The following is a 20,384-nucleotide window of genomic DNA, read 5'->3' as shown; positions in this document are numbered from 1 at the left end:
AATGGCCGGGCAAGGGCAGACGTGAGGAGGCAACGGTGACAACCGCTGGATCGCCCGTACGGGGCCGTTCCACCCGGCAGCGTGCCGCCGTGGCGGCCGCGCTGGACGAGGTGGACGAGTTCCGCAGCGCGCAGGAGCTTCACGACATGCTCAAGCACAAGGGCGACTCGGTCGGGCTCACGACGGTGTACCGGACGCTGCAGTCGCTGGCCGACGCCGGTGAGGTGGATGTGCTGCGGACGTCGGAGGGCGAGTCGGTGTACCGGCGCTGCTCCTCCGGGGAGCACCACCATCACCTGGTGTGCCGGGTGTGCGGCAAGGCGGTGGAGGTGGAGGGCCCGGCGGTGGAGAAGTGGGCCGAGGCCATCGCCGCGGAGCACGGCTATGTGAACGTGGCGCACACCGTGGAAATCTTCGGCACGTGCGCGGAGTGCGCGCAGTGCGCGTCGGCGAAGGGCTGAGCCTCCGGCCGCCCGCCGCGTGACGCCGGGCCGCCCGCCCCCTCTGACTGCCGGTGGCTGCTGGCTGCCGGTGGCTGCTGGTTCCGGTGGCTGCGGGTGCCCGCGGGTGGCCGTTGCCGAGCCGATGTCCGAGTACGGCCCCTCCCTCGTTCGATCGGTCGATCGGTCGATCATCCGACGAGGAGGGGCCGTTTTCGTGCCGCCGTACGCGTACCGGGACCGGGGTGCGGCCACCGAGGGTCAGGAGCCGTCGCCCCGGATGCCCCGTTCCATGGCGAGGAGGTCCTCGTTGGGGACGGCGCCGCCGAAGCGGCGGTCGCGCTGGGCGTACTCGACGCAGGCCCGCCACAGGTCGCGGCGGTCGAAGTCGGGCCATAGCACGTCCTGGAACACCATCTCGGCGTAACTGGACTGCCAGATCAGGTAGTTGGAGGTGCGCTGCTCACCGCTGGGGCGCAGGAACAGGTCGACGTCCGGCATGTCCGGGTAGTACAGGTACTTCTGGATCGTCTTCTCGGTGACCTTGTCGGGGTCGAGGCGTCCGGCGGCGACGTCGGCGGCCATGGCCTTGGCGGCGTCGGCGAGTTCGGCGCGGCCGCCGTAGTTGACGCAGAAGTACAGGGTCATCGCGTCGTTGTCCTTGGTCTGCTCCTGGGCGATCTGGAGTTCCTGGACGACGGATTTCCACAGCTTGGGCATGCGGCCGACCCAGCGGATCCGGATGCCGAGTTCGTCCATCTCGTCGCGGCGGCGGCGGATGACGTCGCGGTTGAAGTTCATCAGGAAGCGGACCTCGTCGGGGGAACGCTTCCAGTTCTCGGTGGAGAAGGCGTAGAGGGAGAGGTTCTTCACGCCAAGGTCGATGCAGCCCTTGAGGACGTCCATGACGACGCCCTCGCCGACGCGGTGGCCCTCGGTGCGGGGCAGTCCGCGCTCCTTGGCCCAGCGGCCGTTGCCGTCCATGACGACGGCGACATGGCCGGGGATGAGTTCGCCGGGGAGTTTGGGCGCGCGGGCACCGGAGGGGTGCGGTTCCGGCGTCTTGTACTCGCGGCGCTGGCGTCCCAGGATCCCGCGTACGACCATGTGCTTCTCGTCTCCCTTAGGCTCTTGCTCTGCTGCTGTGCTGCTCTGCTGCTCTGCTGCTCTGCTGCTGCTGTTGTTGCCGTTGGTCCGGCGCTCGGCGGGCCGGTGGGGCGGCCGGTCACTTCTCCACGTAGCGCAGGGAGCGCAGTCCGCGTTCCAGATGCCAGTGCAGATAGGCCGACACGAGGCCGCTGCCCTCCCGGACGTGGCGTGGTTCGGCCGCGTCCGCGGTCTCCCAGTCTCCCGTGAGGAGCGCGCCGAGGAGTCCGAGGGCCTGGGGCGAGGGTACGACGCTGCCGGGGACGCGGCAGTCGACGCAGACGGAACCTCCCGCGGCGACCGAGAAGAACCGGTTCGGCCCGGGCATGCCGCATTTGGCGCAGTTGCCGAAGCTGGGGGCGTAGCCGTTGACGGCGAGGGAGCGCAGCAGGAAGGCGTCGAGGACGAGGTGGGGTTCGTGTTCGCCGCGGGCGAGGGTGCGCAGTCCGCCGACCAGCAGCAGGTACTGCTGGACGGCGGGTTCTCCCTCGTGGTCGGTGAAGCGTTCGGCGGTCTCCAGCATGGCGGTGCCGGCGGTGTAGCGGGCGTAGTCGGTGACGATGCCGCCGCCGTAGGGGGCGATGGTCTCGCTCTGGGTGCACAGCGGCAGGCCGCGTCCGACGAGTTCGCCGCCGCGGGCGAAGAACTGGACGTCGACGTGGGAGAAGGGTTCGAGGCGGGCGCCGAACTTGGACTTGGTGCGCCGGACGCCGCGGGCCACGGCGCGTACGCGGCCGTGACCGCGGGTGAGCAGGGTGATGATCCGGTCCGCCTCACCCAGCTTCTGGGTGCGCAGCACGATGCCGTCGTCGCGGAACAGACTCATACGGCCATTCTCGCCTACGGCACAGGCACCCCGGCCCGAGTGGGCCGGATTGCACCCCCGGAGGCGGGGGCGCCGACGGGGCACGGGCACTCCGCCTCCGGGGTCCCGTCGCCGAGGTCCGCTCTCCTCTCCGGGGGTCCCGTCGCCGAGGTCGGGACCTCCGGTGCCCTTCGCCGAGGTCCGGTCTCCGGCGCCCCTCACCGAGGCCGGCCTCCGGCGCCTCCCGCCCGGTGCCTGGCCCCCGTACCCCATCACCGGCCCTCAGTGGCCCTCACCGGCGTCCGCTCAGGGCACCTCGCCGCGGCTGCGGGCGTTGGCGTAGGCGGTGGCCGCGCTGAGGCGTTCCGCCGCGGTGGCTCGGCGGGCGGCGCCGGGCGGGCACTGCCATTCGCGGCCGCCGCCGAGCGGTCTCAGCCGGACGTACGACCCCTCGTGCCCTGTGACCATGCCCACCTTCCCGGTGCCTGTGTCGACGGCGTACGAGCCGACCGGCGGGAGAGGCGCCGGGCGGTTCATCGCGACGCCGCCGTGGGGGTGAGGGGCGGGACGCCGGCCCGGGTGGGTGCCGTCGGGTCCGCGTGGGCGAGTGCCGTCCGCGATGGCTGCACGGTTTCCTCCGCCTCTTCGGCGCGGTGCGCGCCGAGTGTCGTCCTCCGGGTGATGCGTGTCCCCCACGCGCGGGCGGGGGGTGTGGCTGTGGGTGTTGTTCTGCTCCCCTGCACCGACCGGTTTCACTCTTCGCATCACACCGGTGACGCTCCGCATCTACACTCGACAGGATCGGAGCGTCACAAGTGCCTTCCGGTGCACGGGGGTTGGCGGCGAGGCCGGGTGAAGTCGGCTGCTCCGGCCGGGTGTACGGGATACCGGCGGACGGGTGACGCGGACCGGGCGGAGCGCCGGGCGGCGGTCCGCGCGGACGGATTCGGGAACTCCGACGGGAAGGACGATCCGGCGATGCCCCTGCCGAGCCTGCTGGCGGTGTTCGCGCACCCGGACGACGAGTCGCTGTCGGCGGGCGGTGTCCTCGCCCGGCACGCGGCGTCGGGAGCCCGTACGGCGGTGGTGACGGCGACCTGGGCGCCGGGCACCCGGCGGACGGCGGAACTGGCCGACGCGCTGACCGTCCTCGGGGCGGGCACCCCCCGCCTGCTCGGCTACGCCGACGCCCGCTTCCCCGGGTCGGCGCCGGGCGCGGCCCGGTTCTGCGACGCGCCGCTCGACGAGTCGGTACGGCGACTGGTGGGGCACATCCGGGAGGTGCGGCCGGACATCGTGGTCACCCACGACGCGTACGGCGGGCTTACCGGCCACCCGGACCACGCGCACACCCACCGGGTGACCGTGCTCGCGGCGGGGGCCGCCGCGCTGGACGGGCTCTACCCGGACGCGGGCCCGGCATGGCGGCCCGGCGCCGTCTACCTGGCCACGCATCCCGCCTCCGCCGCCCGGGCGCTGGGCCCCCTGCTGGTCCGGGCGGGCCGGCCGCTGTTCGCCGTCCCGGACGCGTGGGTCACGGCGACGGTCGAGGCGGGCCCGTGGCTGGACCGGAAGATGGAGGCGGTGTTCGCCCACCGGGCGGAGGTGGAGCGCGGCGCGCTGCCGGGCCGGCTCGCCGCACTGCCCCCCGAGGAGCGGCGCAGGCTGATGGCCACGGAGTGGTTCATCCGCCACGAGACCGGCAGCACACATCCACCGCAGACGGAGCTGACCGCCTGAGCGGCGTGCGCCTGTGACCGCCCGAGCGGGATGCACCTGCGACCGCCCGAGCGGGGCGCGCCCGCCGGATGCCGGCCCACCTCAACCCGTCAACTCACCTCAATAACAGGCCCGTTGGACCGTACTGGCGGGAGATGGGGTCCCCTGCGCGCCGGGGAGGCCCGCTAGTCGTGGGGGCTGAAGCGGCGTACGTAGGCGCGTTGCCAGGGGGTCTCGACGGCGTGGCGGTCGTAGTGGCGGCGGACGTGGGCGACCGCGTCGGCGGGCGGTACGCCGTCGAGGACGGCGAGGCAGGCCAGCGCGGTGCCGGTACGGCCCCGGCCGCCCGCGCAGGCGATCTCGACCCGTTCACCGGCCGCCCGCCGCCAGGCCTCGGTCAGGACGGTGCGGGCCTAGGGCGTGTCGTTTGGATCATGTGGCGGGTCGCGGGGCAGGGCACGCACTCCCCCAAGCTCTTCGAGCAGGGGGTACCCCCAGCGGCGTTGTCGTCGGTTGCCGACGCTCCGCGTCGTCGCCCTCCTCCGCCTTGCAGCTGCACGCACCCAGCCCCGCTCGGCCCAGCCGACAAGGCACCGCACTCCGGCGCCACCTGATCCAAACGACACGCCCTAGGCGCGGTCGGCGGGCAGCCGGAAGTCGGGCCACCGCAGCCAGCGGGACTCCCAGGGCACCGGGGGCGGCTGCTTGCCGAGCAGGTGGACGGCGTACGCGGGCGGCGGGCTGCCGTCGTCGGGGAGGGGGCGGCGCAGGGCCCGCCCCCGTACCAGTCGTCCGGAGGGCAGCCACAGCACACCGGCGCCGCCCGGGTCCCATGTCCCGTCCACGGGAGGGGGGTCGGGCCGGGCGTCGGGTCCGGTTCCAGCCATGGGGTCAGGGTAGAGCGCCGGGGCGACACGGACCCGCGCGCCCGGGTAGCCCGGGTGACCGCGCGCCCAGGTCCCCCCGGGGGATAGCCCGCCGCCCGGGAACCGGCGTGAGGCTCGCCCCCTCAGCTCACGCCGCGGGCCCCCTGGGCCGCCCGGGACTCGATGCCGCGGAAGTGGTCGGACATCGCGCGGCGGGCGCCCTCGACGTCGCGGGCGCGCAGGGCGGTGAGGATGTCGCGGTGGCGGCGGGCGGTGACCTCGGGGGTGATGTCGTCGGTCCAGCCGCGTACGGCGGCGACGCGGCGGAAGACGGTCCAGAAGGCGCCGAGGAGCTGTGGCACGAGCGGGTTGCCGAGGGAGGCGTAGAGGAGTTCGTGGAACTCGCTGTCGAGTTCGGGGAAGGAGCGGCCCTCGCGGGCGGCGGTCTCCATCCGGGCGACGATGGTTTCCAGCCGGTCGAACTCGTCCTCGGTGAGGAGTTCGGCGACGCGGCTTATCAGGCCTTCCTCCAGCACCTCGCGGACCTGGAGGATCTCGGCGAGGGCGCCGGTCGGGTCGTCGGGGCGGGCGAGGGTGCGGAAGGTGAGGCCGTCGACGAGGGGGGTCATGGAGGCCTCGCCGACATAGGTGCCGTAGCCGTGCCGGATCTCCACTATGTCGAGCGCCTGGAGGGCTTTGAGGGCCTCGCGGACGGAGTTGCGGCTCACTCCGAGGTCGTTCATCAGCTCGGTCTCGGTGGGCAGCGGGGAGCCGGCCGGGAGCCCCCGGTCGAGGATGAGCTGCATGACCTCGCGCTGGATCTGGCTGGTCACCCGGCGCTCGGGCCGGCCGCGGTTCCCGGACTCCTCGGACATGCGCCGCATCGTACGCTCGCTGGACATCGGACGTCCCACCTCCGGGCTGATTAAAGTCCTGGTTCGGCCAACTGCCCCTGTTCAAGCCGTCATTGGTCGCACCAGTGGAAGATACGCCATTCGTGTGCGATCCCTTGACCCCCTCGGCGCCCCCTTTTATGGTCACGCTGCCCCCTATGAGGTAGGACGTCGTATCTCCAGCCTCGCGGGCCCGGACCGCTCAACTGGACCACCTCTTCGCTGGAGGAACCGTGCGCGACGTGACCACCGTTCCGGCGCCGCACCGCCGGTCGTTCCTGAAGTACACGGGCGCCCTGGGCGCCGCCGCCGCGCTCTCCTCGTCGCTGGCCGCCTGTTCGGCGGGGCCGGAGTCGACGAACGACACGGGCGGTTCGGGCAGTGGCGAGGACGCCACGCTGACGGCCGTGATCGGCTACGGGAACGACGGGAGCTGGGATCCGACGCAGACCGCGTCCGCGTTCTGCATGGCCGCCAACAACCATGTCTACGAGGGTCTGCTCGACACCGACCCGATCTCCCGCGAGCCCTACCCGGCGCTCGCCACCCAGGTCCCCGACGACCTGACCGGCACGTCCTGGAGGTTCACGCTCCGGCCGGGCGCCACCTTCCACGACGGGAAGCCGGTCACCGCCGACGACGTGGTGTTCGTCTTCGACCGCATCCTCGACCCGGACACCCAGACCCTCGCCAAGGGCTTCTTCGCGAGCTGGCTGAAGGAGGTCCGCAAGACCGGCGCGCGGACCGTGGAGCTGGTCCTGAGGTTCCCCTTCCCGGAGGGGGTCGCCCGGCTCACCCTCGCGAAGATCATGCCCAGGCACGTGTTCTCGCTGCCGGGCGCCTGGGACGACGCGATCCGGGGGAAGGCGATCGGCTCGGGGCCCTACCGGCAGACCGCCCACCACCCGAAGTCGAACACGACGTTCGAGGCGTTCGCCGGCTACAACGGGCCGCGCCGGGCCGCGTTCAAGAGGATGAACTGGCTGACCATCGTGGACGCCGCGCCCCGCGTCGCGAAGATCTCCGGGGCGAGCGCCGGCGCGCAGATCGCCGACAACATCCCGTACGCCAACATCGGGCAGCTCACCCGGGGCGGCATGACCGTGCGCGGCGGCGCCGGCATGAACAACCTGTTCCTCATGTTCAACACGCGGCACAAGCCGTTCGACGACGTGCGGGTGCGGCAGGCGCTGCGCTACGCCGTCGACACGAGGAAGATGGTCGAGGTCGCCCTCAGGGGGCACGGCCGGCCCGCGACGTCGTTCCTGAACGAGGCCAACCCCGCCTACCGGCCCGCGAAGACCGTCTACGCCCACGACCCCGACAAGGCGAAAAAGCTCCTGAAGGCGGCCGGGGTCAAGGGGCTGGAGATCGAGATCCTGGCGGTCAACGTGAGCTGGGTCGTGGACTGTCTGCCGACCCTCAAGGCGTCCTGGGACGCGATCGGCGTGAAGACCACCCTGGCCCCGCAGGAGACCACGGCCGTCTTCACCAAGATGGACCAGAAGCGGGACTACCAGGTGGTCGCCGCGGCCTCGAACCCCAACCAGTTCGGCCTCGACGCCGACCTGATCATGCGCTACAACTACGGCCCGCGGAACCTGTGGATGGGCTACGCCCGCTGGGCCGCCGACCCGGTCGCCAGGAAGCTGTTCCAGGACATGGACCGGGCGACCCGGGAGCCCGATCCCGCCCGGAAGAAGGCGATGATCCAGGACTACATCGACGTCGTCGCCGAACAGGCCGTGCTCTACCCGGTCGTCCACAACGAGCTGATGACCGCCTGGAACCCGCACCGGCTCACCGGCATAAGGCCGCAGCCCTACCCGGGCATCAACCTGCTGCAAGCCAAGTGGGCCTAGGGAGAGTCGGTACGTGGTCGCCATCGTCAGGATCCTGCTGCGCCGCGTCGCGCTGCTCGTGCCGCTGATGCTCGGGATCGTCCTGTTCGTGTTCCTGGTGATGCGGTTCTCGGACGTCGACCCGGCGTCCGCGTTCTTCCAGGGCGCCGGCCCCACCCCGGAGCAACTGCACGACTTCCGGGAGCGGAACGGCCTGCTCGACCCGCTGCCCGTGCGCTACGTCCACTTCGTCGGGGACCTCCTCCACGGCGACCTCGGCACCAGCGCGCTGACCCGGGCGCCGGTCGTCGAGCAGGTCACCACCGCGCTGCCCCTCACCCTCCAGCTCACCTTCCTGGGCCTTGGCATCGCGGTGGTCCTCGCGCTGCTCGGCGGGGTCACCGCGGCGATCCACCGGGACCGGCTGCCCGACCAGGTCATCCGGGTCGTGTCGCTCACCGGGGTCGCCGCGCCGGGGTTCTGGCTGGCGCTGCTGATGATCCAGTACCTCGCCGTCGGCCGGGGCTGGTTCCCGACCGGCGGCTACATCAACCCGGCCGACTCCCTCACCGGCTGGCTGCGGACGATGGCGCTGCCCGCGCTCGCGCTGTCCCTGCCGGTCGCCGCCCAGCTCACCCGGATCGTGCGGACCTCCGTCGTGGAGGAACTCGACAAGGACTACGTGCGCACCGCGATCGGCAGCGGGCTGCCGCCCCACGTCGTCGTCGGCCGGAACGTGCTGCGCAACGCGCTGGTGAACCCGCTGACGGTGCTGGGCCTGCGGGTGGGTTATCTGCTGGGCGGCGCGGTCGTCATCGAGACGATCTTCTCGCTGCCCGGCATGGGCAAGCTGATGATCGACGCCGTGCAGAACGGCGACCCGGCGGTCGTGCAGGGCGTCGTGCTGACCACGGCCACCGGCTTCGTGGTGGTGAACCTCGTCATCGACCTCCTGTATCTGCTGGTCAACCCACGACTGAGGGAAGCGTCCTGATGTTCACGCGGAAGGAACTGGCGGGGGTCCTCGCCCGGCCCGGGATCCGGCCGCGCGCCTGGCGCCGGCTCCCGCCGCCGGCGCGGATCGCGGTGTGTTTCCTCGCGGTGGTGGTGCTGGTGGCGTTGTTCGCGCCGCTGATCGCGCCGTACGACCCGCTCGACCAGCTCCCGCAGGCCGGCGGCACCGGGCATCCGTCCGCCGGCCACTGGATGGGGCAGGACAGCCTCGGCCGGGACATCCTGAGCCGGCTGATGTACGGGGCGCGCTGGTCGCTGGCGATCGGGCTCGGCGCCACCGCGCTCGCCCTCGTGGCCGGCTCGCTCCTCGGGGCGTTCGCGGCGACCTCCCGCAAGGGGGTGGACGAGACGCTGATGCGCTGCCTGGACGTGGTGATGGCGTTTCCCGGCATCGCGCTGGCCGCCGTGCTGGTCGCCGTGTTCGGCGGCGGCATCACCGTACTGATCTGCGCGATCGCGTTCCTGTTCACCCCGCCGGTGGCGCGGGTGGTGCGGGCCAACGTCCTCGACCAGTACGGGGAGGACTATGTGACGGCCGAGCAGGTGATCGGGGCCCGCACCCCGCACATCGTGCTGCGGCACGTGGCGGTGAACTGCGCGGCGCCCGTGCTGGTGTTCTGCACCGTGCAGGTCGCCGAGGCGATCGTGTTCGAGGCGTCGCTGTCGTTCATCGGGGCGGGCGTGCGGCCGCCGGACCCGTCCTGGGGCAGTGTCATCGCCGACGGCAAGAACATGGTGCTGACCGGCGGGTGGTGGGCCACCGTCTTCCCCGGGCTGCTGATGCTGCTGACCGTGCTCTGTCTGAACATCGTCTCCGAGGGGGTCTCCGACGCCTGGGCGGCGCCCGCGGCGCGCGCGGCGCCGGTGCCGGCCGCCGAGGACCGGCTCGAAGCCCCCGAGCCCGGCAGCGGCACGGTCCTCGAACTGCCCGGACTCGCCGAGGCCGCGGCACGGCTGCGGGCGCGGGCCCGCCCCCGGCCGACGGCCCCGCACCCGGTGCTCGCGGTCGAGGACCTGGCGATCGGGTTCGACGGCCGGCACGGCGGGGTGGACATCGTCGACGGGATCGGCTTCGAGGTGTATCCGGGCGAAGTGCTGGGCCTGGTAGGCGAGTCGGGCTGCGGGAAGTCGCTGACCGCGCTGACGGTGATGGGCCTCCAGCCGCGGGGCGCCCAGGTGCGCGGGCGTATCCGGTTCGACGGGCGGGAGCTGACCTGTGAGCCGGCGCGGGTACGGCGCCGGCTGCTGGGCCACGAGATGGCGATGGTCTACCAGGACGCGCTGTCCTCGCTGAACCCGGCGATGACGGTCCGCGCCCAGCTCGGACAGGTGATACGGCGCGGGGGCCGGCGCGGCGCCGCCGAACTGCTGGAGCTGGTCGGCCTCGACGCCGGACGGACCCTGCGCAGCTATCCGCACGAGCTGTCCGGCGGCCAGCGCCAGCGGGTGCTGATCGCGATGGCGCTGTCCCGTGATCCCCGGCTGATCATCGCCGACGAGCCGACGACGGCCCTGGACGTGACGGTGCAGGCGCAGGTCATGGAGCTGCTGCTGCGCCTGCGGGCGGAGCTGGACTTCGCGCTGGTCCTCGTGTCGCACGATCTGGCGCTGGTCTCCGCCGTCACCGACCGGGTGGTGGTGATGTACGGCGGGCAGATCGTGGAGACGGGCGTGACAGCGGACCTGGTGGAGTCCCCGGCGCACCACTACACGCGCGGGCTGCTCGGCAGTGTGCTGTCGCTGGAGTCGGCGGCCGAGCGGATGACGCAGATCAGGGGGGTCGTGCCCTCCCCCGCCGGATTCCCGGCCGGCTGCCGGTTCGCCGACCGGTGCCCGCTGGCGGACGAGCTGTGCCGGTCGGCGGCGCCGGCCCTGGCGGGCCCGCCCACCCACACGGCGGCCTGCCACCACCCGGCCGTCGACCTGCTGACCACGGAGAGCGAGGCCGTCCAGTGAACCCCGCGCGACAGCAGACGCCGCAGGCCTGCGGGGAGCCGGGGGGAGGCGTACCTCCGGAGGGACGGGCGTGCCCGGGGGTACGCGTACGTCCGGAGGGACGGGCATTCCCAGCGGTACGCGTACCTCCGGAGGGACGGGCATTCCGAGGAGTACGCGTACGTCCGGAGGGGCGCGCGTGACCGGGCCGGCGGCGGAGAAGGCGAGTTTCGGCGCGGAACCGCTGGTGCGGCTCACCGGCGCGCACGTGGTGCACCGGGCGCGCGGCGGCGGGGTGTTCACCCGGGACCGGGTGTACGCGCTGACGGGCGTCGACCTGGCGGTCGCGCCCGGCGAGACGGTCGGCGTGGTCGGCGAGTCGGGGTGCGGGAAGTCGACGCTCGCCAAGGTGCTGGTGGGAGTGCAGCGGCCGACGGCGGGGACGGTGACCTTCCACGGCGCCGACCTGTGGTCGCTGAAGCCCGGCGTGCGGCGCACGGCGGTCGGCGCGAGCACCGGCATGATCTTCCAGGACCCGTCGACCGCGCTGAACCGGCGGCTGCCGGTGGGGCGGATCCTGCGGGACCCGCTGGATGTGCACCGGCGCGGTACCCCGGCCGAACGGGCCGACCGGGTAAGGGAGTTGATGGCGCTGGTGGGGCTGCCGCAGGGGCTGGCGGAGGCGCTGCCGGGCCAGTTGTCGGGCGGGCAGCGGCAGCGGGTGGCGATCGCGCGGGCGCTGGCGCTGGACCCCGGTCTGGTGGTGGCGGACGAGCCGACGAGCGCGCTGGACGTGTCGGTGCGGGCCCAGATCCTCAACCTGCTCCTCGACCTGAGGGAACGCCTGGGGCTCGCGCTGGTGTTCGTGTCGCACGACATCCAGACGGTACGCCGGATGAGCGACCGGGTGATCACGATGTATCTGGGGCGGGTGGTGGAGGAGTCGCCGGCCGCCGAGGTCACCGACCGCTCCCGGCATCCGTACACGCGGGCGCTGTTCTCGGCGACGCCGGGGCTGCTGGACCCGGTCGACCCGATTCCGCTGGCCGGCCCGGTCCCCTCGGCGACGCGCCCGCCGAGCGGCTGCCCGTTCCGCACCCGGTGCTGGAAGGCGGACGCGGTGTGCGCGGAGCGGATGCCGGACTTCACGGCCGCGTCGGCGCCGGGGCACCGCTTCCGGTGTCACCATCCTGTGGAGGAGGGCCGGCCGACGCGCGCCCTGGTCGCGCAGGCCGAGTCCGCCGCCGCCCTGGCCGAGGGCCCGTTCCAGCAGCACATCAGGGAGCCTTGATGACCTTGCCCGCCCCGCTGACCGGTGTCGTACCGCCCGTCTGCACCCCCCTGACACCGGACGGCGAGGTGGACGTCCCGTCGCTGGTCCGGCTGATCGACCATCTGATGGACGCGGGCGTGCACGGTCTGTTCGTGCTGGGCTCGACGTCCGAGGTGGCCTATCTGACGGACCGGCAGCGCTGGCTGGTGGTGGAGACGGCCGCCGGGCACGTGGCCGGACGGCTGCCCGTGCTGGCCGGCGCGATCGACATGACGACCCCGCGGGTCCTGGAGCACGCGCGGGCCGCGCGGGCGGCGGGCGCGGACGCGGTCGTCGTCACGGCCCCCTTCTACACCCGCACCCATCCCGCCGAGACCGCCCGGCACTACCGGCTGGTCGCGGCCGGTGCGGGGCTGCCGGTCCTCGCCTACGACCTGCCGGCCTCCGTGCACACCAAGCTGTCGCCGGAGCTGGTCCTCGGCCTGGCCGCCGAGGGGGTGCTCGCCGGGCTGAAGGACTCCAGCGGCGACCTCGGCTCGTTCCGCGCGGTCGTCACCGGCGCCCGGAACCTGCCCGGTGTCAGCGGGTTCAGCGTGCTCACCGGCTCCGAGGTCGTCGTCGACGCGGCGCTCGCCCTCGGCGCGCACGGCGTGGTGCCGGGCCTCGGCAACGTGGACCCGGCGGGCTATGTGCGGCTGTACGAGCTGTGCGCGGCGGGCGACACGGAGGGGGCGCGGGCGGAGCAGGAGCGGCTGTGCGAGCTGTTCGGGCTGGTGGACGTCGGTGACCCGGCGCGGATGGGCGGGAGTTCGTCGGCGCTCGGCGCGTTCAAGGCGGCGCTGTTCCTGCGGGGTGTCATCGCCTGTCCGGCTACGGCGGAGCCCCAGGTGCCGTTGTCGGAGGCGGAGGTCGAGCGGGTGGGCAAGTACCTGGCGGGGGCGGGGCTGTTGTAGCGGCGCCGGGCGTCCCTACGGCTGTCCGGACGGACCGTCCAGGGGCAGGCGCCGGAAGGTGATGGTCTCGTAGGGGCCGGTGACGCCCGTCTCGTAGAGGACGCCGACGCGGGACGGGCCGAGCTGGACGAGGTCGCTGTAGGCGGCCGGGGCGGTGGACAGGGTGACCGCCCGGGTGAACGCGGCGCCCCCGGTGGTGCTGCGCCACAGGGCCGGGGAGCTGCGGGCGGTGGGGACGGACGGGCCGGCGAACAGCAGGGGCGGGGTGGGGCCGCCGGTGAGCTGGAGGACGCTGCCCTGGACGACGGGGACGTCGTCCAGGGTGGGCTGGACGGCGTAGGGGCGGTCGAGGGTCTCGCCGCCGTCGCCGGAGTAGGTGTCGAGGCGGTTGCCGGGGCTCGTGCCGTTCTGGTCGCGGGCGGTGAAGTAGAGGCGCCCGTCGGGGAGTTCGGCGACCTGGCTCTCGTTGGCGTTCTCCGCGCCGTCGTAGGTGTCGTCCACGGAGCCGATCCGCCAGGTGCGTCCGCCGTCGTCGCTGTAGAGGGCGTGGGCTCCGTAGTACCTGGGCTCCTGGCCGGTGTCGGCGGAGCCGGCGGGCGGGGCGGCGGAGTGGTTGGCGGGCACGACCAGGCGGCCGGTGTGCGGGCCGTGGCGCAGGGCGATCGCGTGGCCGGGGCCGGTGGCGTACCAGCGCCAGTCGGGCCGTTTCGCCTCGGCGGTGATGTCCCGGGGCGCGGTGAAGTGGCGGCCGTCGTCACCGCTGGTCTGTACGAAGACGCGGCGGCTCCGCTCGGCGGTGACCTCGCCGCGCATGATCTGCGCCTCGGTCACGGCGCCGCTGTTGTAGGAGGTGAGCAGGACGACCCGGCCGGTGCGGGGGTCGACGACGGGGGCCGGGTTGCCGCGGGTGTCGCCGTCACCGGAGGCGACGACCTGGAGCGGGCCCCAGGTGCAGCCGCCGTCCGGGGAACGTCTGAGGACGACGTCGATGCTCCCGGTGTCACCGGCCCCGGCGCGCCGGCCCTCGGCGAAGGCCAGCAGGGTGCCGGCGCGGGTCGTGACGGTCGCGGGGATGCGGTAGGTGTCGTAGCCGGACCGGCCCGCCGTGTACGGGACGGAGGAGACGCAGTCCCGGCCGTGCGCGGAGGCGGCGAAGGCGGTGCCGGTGGCGGCGAGGGCGGTCAGAAGTCCCGCGGCACCGGCGAACGCGGCCACGCGGATCGTGACGGTGGTCATGGCACTCCCTGGACTGGACGTGCTGCGCGGACCACGCCGGACATGGGACGTGGGATGTCCAGGCAGAAGCTAGTGTGCCTCGGGGGAAGCGGCAACACGTGCGCGGCGGGGGCACCCTGACGGGGCGTCGGTTCACTCCGGTGTAACACCGCGCCTTCGGGGCGGGCCGGGGTTCAGGACGGGGTGCGGGCCGCGGCCAGGAGGCGGGTGACGTCGTCCGAGCAGATCGTCAGGGCCGCGCCGACCGTGGCGAGCACATCCCGCTCGGCGGGGGTGTAGGGCCCGTCGGCGAGGGCGATGCGGGCGCCCTGGAGGAGGATCGCCTCGCGGCCGGCCGGGGCGAGGTGCGGGGCCAGCGGGTCCAGTGCCTCGTGCAGCTCTATGGCCAGGCTCGCCCCGCAGGGTTCGCCGAAGAGCCGGCCGGTGTCGGCGGCGAGTGCCTCGACGAGGGCGCCGAGCTGGTCCTCGGTGCAGTCCTGCAGGCCGGCCGAGCGGACGGCGGACGCCGCGGCCTCCAGGGCCGTACGGGCGCAGGTGCCGCCGGTGGCGAGGACGGCGAGGGCGACGGTGTGGACGGCGTCGCGGAGCATCGCGGAGAAGCGGGTGGTGGTGGGGTGGTCGAGGACGTCGGCGCCGTAGTGGCGGTGGCAGGCGGCGCACTGAACGACAGGGCCGGTCTCGCCGCGGGGCAGGACGGGGACGCCGAGGAGGATGAAGCGGCGCCGTCCGGTGAGCCGCTGGTAGTTGCGGTCGCCCCCGCAGCCGGGGCAGAAGAACTCGCCGTCGCCGACGGTGCTCCACGCCGTACGGGTGCCCAGGACGCGGGAAACCTGAACCGAGCGACCGTTTCGTCCCCATCCTGGCAGCACGTCGCACACCTCCGTAACTCCCCCACACCCTCAAAGGCGTGGGAGGTACCCCCACGGCAACATCGCCGCGCTGGCGTGATGTTAGCCACATTGTCGAGGCGCCGTCAGTACCCCGGACGAGTCCTCCTCGCGACCCGCACGGGGTTTGGCCTGTATACGACCGCGGCCCCGCCCGCCTCGGAAGGCGGACGGGGCCGGAGAGAAGCAGGTGAACGGGGTCAGCGGGCCGCGCGGTTGACGGCGGAGACGACGGCCTTCAGGGAGGCCCGTGTCGTGTTCGCGTCGATGCCGATTCCCCACAGAACCTTGTCGCCGATCGCGCACTCGATGTAGGAGGCGGCCTGCGCGGAGGCGCCCTCGCTCATCGTGTGCTCCTGGTAGTCCAGCAGGCGTACGTCGATGCCGATGGACTGCAGGGCGTCGAAGAACGCGGAGATCGGGCCGTTGCCGGTGCCGCTCAGGACGGTGTCGGCGCCGTCGACGGTGGCCTCGACGGTGAGGGTGTCGACGCCGTCCTTGTCGGTGGTGGACTGGCCGGTGCGCACCTGGACGCGGCCCCACGGGTTCGCGGGGTTGGGCAGGTACTCGTCCTGGAAGGTCGCCCAGATGTCCGTCGGGGTGACCTCGCCGCCCTCGGCGTCCGTCTTCTGCTGGATGATCTTCGAGAACTCGATCTGCATCCGGCGCGGCAGGTCCAGCTTGTGGTCGTTCTTCAGGACGTAGGCGATACCGCCCTTGCCGGACTGCGAGTTGACGCGGATGACGGCCTCGTAGGAGCGGCCGACGTCCTTGGGGTCGATGGGCAGGTACGGGACGGCCCACTCGATGTCGTCGACGGTGACGCCCCTGGCGGCGGCCTCGGCCTCCATGGCGTCGAAGCCCTTCTTGATGGCGTCCTGGTGGGAGCCGGAGAAGGAGGTGTAGACGAGGTCGCCGACGTAGGGGTGCCGGGCGTGGACCTCCATCTGGTTGCAGTACTCCCACGTACGGCGGATCTCGTCGATCTGGGAGAAGTCGATCTGCGGGTCGACGCCCTGCGAGAACAGGTTCATGCCCAGGGTGACCAGGTCGACGTTGCCGGTGCGCTCGCCCTGGCCGAACAGGCAGCCCTCGACGCGGTCGGCGCCGGCCATCAGGGCCAGCTCGGCGGCGGCGACGGCGGTGCCGCGGTCGTTGTGGGGGTGGATCGACAGGCAGACGTACTCGCGGCGGGACAGGTGGCGGCCCATCCACTCGAAGCGGTCCGCGTGGGTGGACGGCGTCGAACGCTCCACGGTGGCGGGCAGGTTGAGGATGATCTCGCGGCCCGGGCCGGGCTGGTAGACGTCCATCACCGCCTCGCAGACCTCCAGGGCGAAGTCCAGCTCGGTGTCGGTGAAGATCTCGGGGCTGTACTGGTAGCCGAACTCCGTCTCGGGGCCCAGCAGTTTCTCGGCGTACTCGACGACCAGGCGGGTGCCGTCGACGGCGATCTGCTTGATGTCGTCCTTGGAGCCGCGGAAGACGACCCGGCGGAAGACCGGCGCGGTCGCGTTGTACAGGTGGACGGTGGCGCGCCTGGCGCCCTTCAGCGACTCGACGGTCCGCTCGATCAGGTCCTCGCGGGCCTGGGTCAGTACGGAGATGGTGACGTCGTCGGGGATCGCGGTCTCGTCCTCGATGATCGAGCGGACGAAATCGAAGTCCGTCTGGCCCGAGGCGGGGAAGCCGACCTCGATCTCCTTGTAGCCCATCTTGACCAGCAGGTCGAACATCTCGCGCTTGCGCGCGGGCGACATGGGGTCGATCAGGGCCTGGTTGCCGTCGCGCAGGTCGGTGGAGAGCCAGCGGGGGGCGACGGTGATGCGCTGGTCCGGCCAGGTCCGGTCGGGGATGTCGACCTGGTCGTAGCGGCCGTACTTGTGGACCGGCATCGACGTGGGGCGCTGGCGGTTGACGCGGGTCTGCTCGCTGCTGTGGCTGTTCGCCATGATGCGTGGGCTCCTCAGGATGTCCGGAAGGACGGCCGACGGCGCAACGCCAGACTCCGCGGGGAGGGGGTCGGCCTCGACTACAGGCCCTCGCCGCGGCAGCTAAGGAGAAGCAGCCCGAAACGCATGATGCTCCGCAGCCTAGCCGAGTCGCGTCCGTCACGGAGGGCCGTATCAGTATGCGGGATCGCGGGTACCGGCGGGACAAAAGGTGCGTCATACCACTTCGGCGCGGACGATCTCGCTCCCTTTCTCCCCATTTCACCAATCATGGTTGCGGGTGGTGACAGTGACGTAACTCAGTGCAAGGGTGCCGGACATGACCACCACCGGGGGCTTCGAGCCCGTCTTCTGCACGATCATTCCGCCCCACGTCCTCGACCGGCTCGCCCGCAGCGAGGACCCCGCGCTCGCCGGCCCCGCCCGCCAGACCCTGGAGCGCGACGCCTACGAGCGCGCCCACCGGCAGCTCACCACCGTCTTGGGCGCCCCCTCGGTCGCACCGCCGCCGCACGCCACCGCCGACCGGCCGCACCGCACGATCCACGACGCCCGGCACGGGCAGGACCTGCCGGGCACCAAGGTGCGCGGCGAGGGCGAGGAGCCCGGCCAGGACGCCACCGTCAACCGCGCCTACGCCGGCCTCGGCGCCACCTTCGAGCTGTATCTGAACGCGTACGGCCGCTCCTCGATCGACGGCGAGGGCCTGCCGCTGGACGCCACCGTGCACTTCGACCGCGACTACAACAACGCCTTCTGGAACGGCGAGCGGATGGTGTTCGGCGACGGGGACGGCGAGATCTTCCTCGACTTCACCATCCCGGTCGACGTCATCGGCCACGAGCTGACCCACGGGGTCACCCAGTACACGGCGAACCTCACCTACTTCGGCCAGCCGGGCGCGCTGAACGAGTCCATGTCGGACGTGTTCGGCTCGCTGATCAAGCAGTACACGCTCGGCCAGACCGCGGCCGAGGCCGACTGGCTGATCGGCGCCGGACTGCTCGCCCCCCGGGTCAACGGCTCCGCCCTGCGCTCCATGAAGGAGCCGGGCAGCGCCTACGACGACGAGGTCCTCGGCAAGGACCCGCAGCCCGGCACGATGGACGGCTATGTCCGCACCGGCCGCGACAACGGCGGCGTCCACATCAACTCCGGCATCCCCAACCACGCCTTCTACCTGGTCGCCGAGGCGCTCGGCGGGCACGCCTGGGAGCGGGCCGGGCAGCTCTGGTACGACGTGCTGACCGGCGGGGAGCTGCCCGAGCAGGCGCTGTTCTCGGACTTCGCGCGGCTCACGCTCGCCGCGGCGCGCGCCCGCTACGGCGAGGGGGAGGAACTCCAGGCGGTCGGCAAGGCCTGGGAACAGGTGGGGGTCCCGGCGGCCTAGAACGGGCGGCCCGCCAAGAACCGGCGGCCTGGAAGCGGCTGTTCCGCGCCGGGCCCGTGGCCGTGGGCGGCGGACTCGGCTAGACAGGACCCATGCTTATTCAGGTGTGGCGTACGGGCGGGTTCGCGGGCATCGAGCGCCGTGCGGAGGTGGACACGGCGGGACGGCCCGACGCGGCCGACTGGCAGGCCCTGGCCGAGCGGACGATCACCGCCGGCCGGGACGCGCCCCCGGCCGGTGTCCCCGACGGCTTCAGCTACCGGATCACGGTGGACGGCACGACGGTCCACGCGGCCGACCCGAGCCTCACCGAGGACCAGCGCGAGCTGATCACGCGGGTGCTCAAGGAGGGCGCGTAAGGCGGACGGCGCGGGCGGGACGCGCGACCACGCAGCGGATGGGACGCGGGCCGGGCAGCGGGTGAGCGGCGGCCCACGGTCCACGGGTGGATGCGACCCGGGGTCTACGGGCGGGTCTCCGGCCCGGGCTCTACGGGCGGGTCCTCGGCCCGGGGTCCACGGGCGGTCCCTGGCCCGGCGTCTAGGGGCGGGCGCGCCCAGGGTCTACGGGCGGGACCCTGGCCCGGGGCCGTCGGCTTCCCGGCGCCACCGCCCGACCCGTTGACTTCCGTTACCCCGGGTACGGATGATCGCGCGCATGGCGACGAACCCCCTCCCGCAGTTCCCGCCCGGCTTCCTCTGGGGCGTGTCCACCTCGGCCCACCAGATCGAGGGGGCCGCCGGTGAACGCGCCCCGTCGGTGTGGGACGCGTTCACCGCCGAACCCGGCCGCGTCAAGGACGGCTCCACGGCGGCGGTGGCCTGCGACCACTTCCACCGCTATCCGCAGGACGTGGCGCTCCTCGCCGGGCTCGGCGTCGACGCGTACCGCTTCTCCGTCTCCTGGCCCCGGGTGAACTCCCCCGGCGGCCTCGACTTCTACGACCGGCTCGTGGACGCCCTGTGCGCGGCGGGCGTCCAGCCGGTGCCGACCCTCTTCCACTGGGACCTGCCGGTGGAACTGGACTGGCTGGACCGGGACACCGCCGAGCGGTTCGCCGCGTACGCCGGGACCGTCGCCGGACGGCTCGGCGACCGCGTCACGAAGTGGATCACCCTCAACGAACCCGCCGAACACACCCTGCTGGGCCACGCGCTGGGCGCCCACGCCCCCGGCAGGCAGCTCCTGTTCGACGCGCTGCCGGTGGCCCACCACCAGCTCCTCGCGCACGGTCTCGCCGTACGGGCGCTGCGCGCGGCCGGCGCGGGCGACATCGGCATCGCCAACTCGCACGGCCCGACCTGGGCCGCCTCCGCCGGCCCCGAGGACGTGGCGGCGGCCGACTTCTACGACCTGCTGCTCAACCGCCTGTTCGCCGACCCGGTGCTGCTCGGCCGCTATCCGGAGGGCATCGAGGCGCTGCTGCCCGGTGACGTGGAGGCGGACCTGAAGGTCATCGGGGAGCCGGTCGACTGGTACGGGATCAACTACTACCAGCCGACCCGGGTGGGCGCCCCCGAGGGCACCGAGATCGAGTTCGGCGGACTGCGGCTGCCCGCCGAACTGCCCTTCACCGTGCACCGGTTGGAGGGCTATCCGGAGACGGACTTCGGCTGGCCGGTGGTGCCCGAGGCGCTCACCGAACTGCTCACCGGCTTCCGCGACCGCTACGGCGAGAAGCTGCCGCCGGTCGTCATCACCGAGAACGGCTGCTCCTACGAGGGCGTCGACGACCAGGAGCGGATCGTCTTCCTCGACGGGCACATCCGGGCGCTGCACCGGGCGGCGGAGCAGGGCGTGGACGTGCGCGGCTACTTCGTGTGGTCGCTCCTGGACAACTTCGAGTGGGCCGAGGGATACGCCCGCCGGTTCGGCCTCGTCCACGTCGACTTCGACACCCTGGAGCGCACCCCGAAGGCCTCCTACCGGTGGCTGCGGGACGCGCTGCGGACCCGGAGCTGACGCGCCGGGAGCCGACGCGCCGGGAGCCGACGCGCCGGGAGCCGACGCGCCGGGAGCCGACGCGCCGGGGCC

At 72.8% G+C, this 20,384-nt stretch carries 17 protein-coding genes and 2 pseudogenes; 10 read left to right on the top strand and 9 right to left on the bottom strand.

Annotated features, from left to right (window positions below; genetic code table 11):
• The first annotated feature begins 35 nt into the window (after nucleotides 1-35).
• Nucleotides 36-461, top strand: a complete 426-nt coding sequence (locus AB0912_RS33050; protein WP_366706465.1) for a transcriptional repressor — start codon at nucleotides 36-38, stop codon at nucleotides 459-461.
• A gap of 240 nt (nucleotides 462-701) precedes the next feature.
• On the opposite strand, the gene AB0912_RS33045 is transcribed toward AB0912_RS33050, so the two are convergent.
• The 3 genes from AB0912_RS33045 to AB0912_RS33035 form a co-directional block, all read right to left on the bottom strand.
• Nucleotides 702-1,547: an isoprenyl transferase gene (locus AB0912_RS33045; RefSeq protein WP_366706463.1), complete on the bottom strand. Its 846-nt coding sequence runs from the start codon at nucleotides 1,545-1,547 to the stop codon at nucleotides 702-704.
• A gap of 118 nt (nucleotides 1,548-1,665) precedes the next feature.
• Nucleotides 1,666-2,412: a DNA repair protein RecO gene (gene recO, locus AB0912_RS33040; RefSeq protein WP_366706461.1), complete on the bottom strand. Its 747-nt coding sequence runs from the start codon at nucleotides 2,410-2,412 to the stop codon at nucleotides 1,666-1,668.
• Between the two features lie 285 nt (nucleotides 2,413-2,697).
• A complete protein-coding gene (locus AB0912_RS33035; protein WP_366706459.1) occupies nucleotides 2,698-2,928 on the bottom strand; it encodes a hypothetical protein in 231 nt (76 codons plus the stop codon).
• Nucleotides 2,929-3,369: 441 nt separating this feature from the next.
• On the opposite strand from AB0912_RS33035, the gene AB0912_RS33030 reads away from it, so the two are divergent.
• Nucleotides 3,370-4,131 carry a PIG-L family deacetylase gene (locus AB0912_RS33030; RefSeq protein WP_366706457.1) on the top strand — a complete coding sequence of 254 codons (762 nt, stop codon included), beginning with the start codon at nucleotides 3,370-3,372 and terminating at the stop codon, nucleotides 4,129-4,131.
• Nucleotides 4,132-4,295: 164 nt separating this feature from the next.
• On the opposite strand, the pseudogene AB0912_RS33025 reads toward AB0912_RS33030, so the two are convergent.
• The 3 genes and pseudogenes from AB0912_RS33025 to AB0912_RS33015 all read right to left on the bottom strand — a co-directional run.
• A pseudogene (locus AB0912_RS33025) lies at nucleotides 4,296-4,523 on the bottom strand (protein phosphatase); the annotation flags it as partial.
• A 219-nt stretch (nucleotides 4,524-4,742) separates the two neighbouring features.
• Nucleotides 4,743-4,997 (bottom strand): annotated as a pseudogene (locus tag AB0912_RS33020) (hypothetical protein); the annotation flags it as partial.
• A gap of 122 nt (nucleotides 4,998-5,119) precedes the next feature.
• Complete coding sequence (locus AB0912_RS33015; protein WP_366706487.1) at nucleotides 5,120-5,860, bottom strand: FadR/GntR family transcriptional regulator; 741 nt, start codon at nucleotides 5,858-5,860, stop codon at nucleotides 5,120-5,122.
• A gap of 242 nt (nucleotides 5,861-6,102) precedes the next feature.
• On the opposite strand from AB0912_RS33015, the gene AB0912_RS33010 reads away from it, so the two are divergent.
• The 5 genes from AB0912_RS33010 to AB0912_RS32990 all read left to right on the top strand — a co-directional run bounded on the left by AB0912_RS33010 (nucleotide 6,103) and on the right by AB0912_RS32990 (nucleotide 12,885).
• Nucleotides 6,103-7,731, top strand: a complete 1,629-nt coding sequence (locus AB0912_RS33010) for an ABC transporter substrate-binding protein (RefSeq protein WP_366706455.1) — start codon at nucleotides 6,103-6,105, stop codon at nucleotides 7,729-7,731.
• Between the two features lie 13 nt (nucleotides 7,732-7,744).
• On the top strand, nucleotides 7,745-8,704 hold the full coding sequence (locus AB0912_RS33005; RefSeq protein ID WP_366706453.1) for an ABC transporter permease: 960 nt from the start codon (nucleotides 7,745-7,747) through the stop codon (nucleotides 8,702-8,704).
• Nucleotides 8,704-10,680: a dipeptide/oligopeptide/nickel ABC transporter permease/ATP-binding protein gene (locus AB0912_RS33000; RefSeq protein ID WP_366706451.1), complete on the top strand. Its 1,977-nt coding sequence runs from the start codon at nucleotides 8,704-8,706 to the stop codon at nucleotides 10,678-10,680. Before AB0912_RS33005 ends, AB0912_RS33000 begins: the two co-directional genes overlap by 1 nt.
• A gap of 226 nt (nucleotides 10,681-10,906) precedes the next feature.
• The gene (locus tag AB0912_RS32995) at nucleotides 10,907-11,950 is read left to right on the top strand and encodes an ABC transporter ATP-binding protein (RefSeq protein ID WP_366706485.1); all 1,044 of its coding nucleotides are present in this window, start codon (nucleotides 10,907-10,909) and stop codon (nucleotides 11,948-11,950) included.
• On the top strand, nucleotides 11,950-12,885 hold the full coding sequence (locus tag AB0912_RS32990) for a dihydrodipicolinate synthase family protein (RefSeq protein ID WP_366706449.1): 936 nt from the start codon (nucleotides 11,950-11,952) through the stop codon (nucleotides 12,883-12,885). Before AB0912_RS32995 ends, AB0912_RS32990 begins: the two co-directional genes overlap by 1 nt.
• A gap of 15 nt (nucleotides 12,886-12,900) precedes the next feature.
• Here the strand turns inward: AB0912_RS32990 and AB0912_RS32985 are convergent, their stop codons facing one another.
• The 3 genes from AB0912_RS32985 to leuA form a co-directional block, all read right to left on the bottom strand.
• Nucleotides 12,901-14,121, bottom strand: coding sequence for a sialidase family protein (locus AB0912_RS32985; RefSeq protein WP_366706447.1), 1,221 nt, complete (start codon nucleotides 14,119-14,121; stop codon nucleotides 12,901-12,903).
• Between the two features lie 173 nt (nucleotides 14,122-14,294).
• Nucleotides 14,295-14,990: a TerB family tellurite resistance protein gene (locus tag AB0912_RS32980; RefSeq protein WP_366706445.1), complete on the bottom strand. Its 696-nt coding sequence runs from the start codon at nucleotides 14,988-14,990 to the stop codon at nucleotides 14,295-14,297.
• A gap of 218 nt (nucleotides 14,991-15,208) precedes the next feature.
• Entirely contained in the window at nucleotides 15,209-16,960 is a 1,752-nt protein-coding gene (leuA, locus tag AB0912_RS32975; protein WP_366706443.1) for a 2-isopropylmalate synthase, read from the bottom strand.
• A gap of 319 nt (nucleotides 16,961-17,279) precedes the next feature.
• Here leuA and AB0912_RS32970 point away from each other — a divergent pair, with 319 nt between their 5' ends.
• From AB0912_RS32970 to AB0912_RS32960, 3 genes are all read left to right on the top strand, one after another.
• Nucleotides 17,280-18,350, top strand: a complete 1,071-nt coding sequence (locus AB0912_RS32970) for a M4 family metallopeptidase (RefSeq protein ID WP_366706441.1) — start codon at nucleotides 17,280-17,282, stop codon at nucleotides 18,348-18,350.
• Between the two features lie 92 nt (nucleotides 18,351-18,442).
• Complete coding sequence (locus AB0912_RS32965) at nucleotides 18,443-18,709, top strand: protealysin inhibitor emfourin (protein WP_366706439.1); 267 nt, start codon at nucleotides 18,443-18,445, stop codon at nucleotides 18,707-18,709.
• A 298-nt stretch (nucleotides 18,710-19,007) separates the two neighbouring features.
• Nucleotides 19,008-20,312, top strand: a complete 1,305-nt coding sequence (locus AB0912_RS32960) for a GH1 family beta-glucosidase (protein WP_366706437.1) — start codon at nucleotides 19,008-19,010, stop codon at nucleotides 20,310-20,312.
• Nucleotides 20,313-20,384 lie beyond the last annotated feature (72 nt).

The sequence above is a fragment of the Streptomyces sp. NPDC007084 genome (genome assembly GCF_040703595.1).
In the GTDB taxonomy this organism is placed as follows: domain Bacteria; phylum Actinomycetota; class Actinomycetes; order Streptomycetales; family Streptomycetaceae; genus Streptomyces.
The sequence above is the reverse complement of the archived record's forward strand: the minus strand, read 5'-3'. Positions and strand labels throughout refer to the sequence as shown.

Excerpts from the sequence above, each read along its gene's own strand:
- AB0912_RS33045 (WP_366706463.1), bottom strand. The coding sequence starts at position 1,547 with ATGGTCGTACGCGGGATCCTGGGACGCCAGCGCCGCGAGTACAAGACG.
- recO (WP_366706461.1), bottom strand. The coding sequence starts at position 2,412 with ATGAGTCTGTTCCGCGACGACGGCATCGTGCTGCGCACCCAGAAGCTG.
- AB0912_RS33035 (WP_366706459.1), bottom strand. The coding sequence starts at position 2,928 with ATGAACCGCCCGGCGCCTCTCCCGCCGGTCGGCTCGTACGCCGTCGAC.
- AB0912_RS33030 (WP_366706457.1), top strand. The coding sequence starts at position 3,370 with ATGCCCCTGCCGAGCCTGCTGGCGGTGTTCGCGCACCCGGACGACGAG.
- AB0912_RS33015 (WP_366706487.1), bottom strand. The coding sequence starts at position 5,860 with ATGCGGCGCATGTCCGAGGAGTCCGGGAACCGCGGCCGGCCCGAGCGC.
- AB0912_RS33000 (WP_366706451.1), top strand. The coding sequence starts at position 8,704 with ATGTTCACGCGGAAGGAACTGGCGGGGGTCCTCGCCCGGCCCGGGATC.
- AB0912_RS32990 (WP_366706449.1), top strand. The coding sequence starts at position 11,950 with ATGACCTTGCCCGCCCCGCTGACCGGTGTCGTACCGCCCGTCTGCACC.
- AB0912_RS32985 (WP_366706447.1), bottom strand. The coding sequence starts at position 14,121 with ATGACCACCGTCACGATCCGCGTGGCCGCGTTCGCCGGTGCCGCGGGA.
- leuA (WP_366706443.1), bottom strand. The coding sequence starts at position 16,960 with ATGGCGAACAGCCACAGCAGCGAGCAGACCCGCGTCAACCGCCAGCGC.
- AB0912_RS32970 (WP_366706441.1), top strand. The coding sequence starts at position 17,280 with ATGACCACCACCGGGGGCTTCGAGCCCGTCTTCTGCACGATCATTCCG.
- AB0912_RS32965 (WP_366706439.1), top strand. The coding sequence starts at position 18,443 with ATGCTTATTCAGGTGTGGCGTACGGGCGGGTTCGCGGGCATCGAGCGC.
- AB0912_RS32960 (WP_366706437.1), top strand. The coding sequence starts at position 19,008 with ATGGCGACGAACCCCCTCCCGCAGTTCCCGCCCGGCTTCCTCTGGGGC.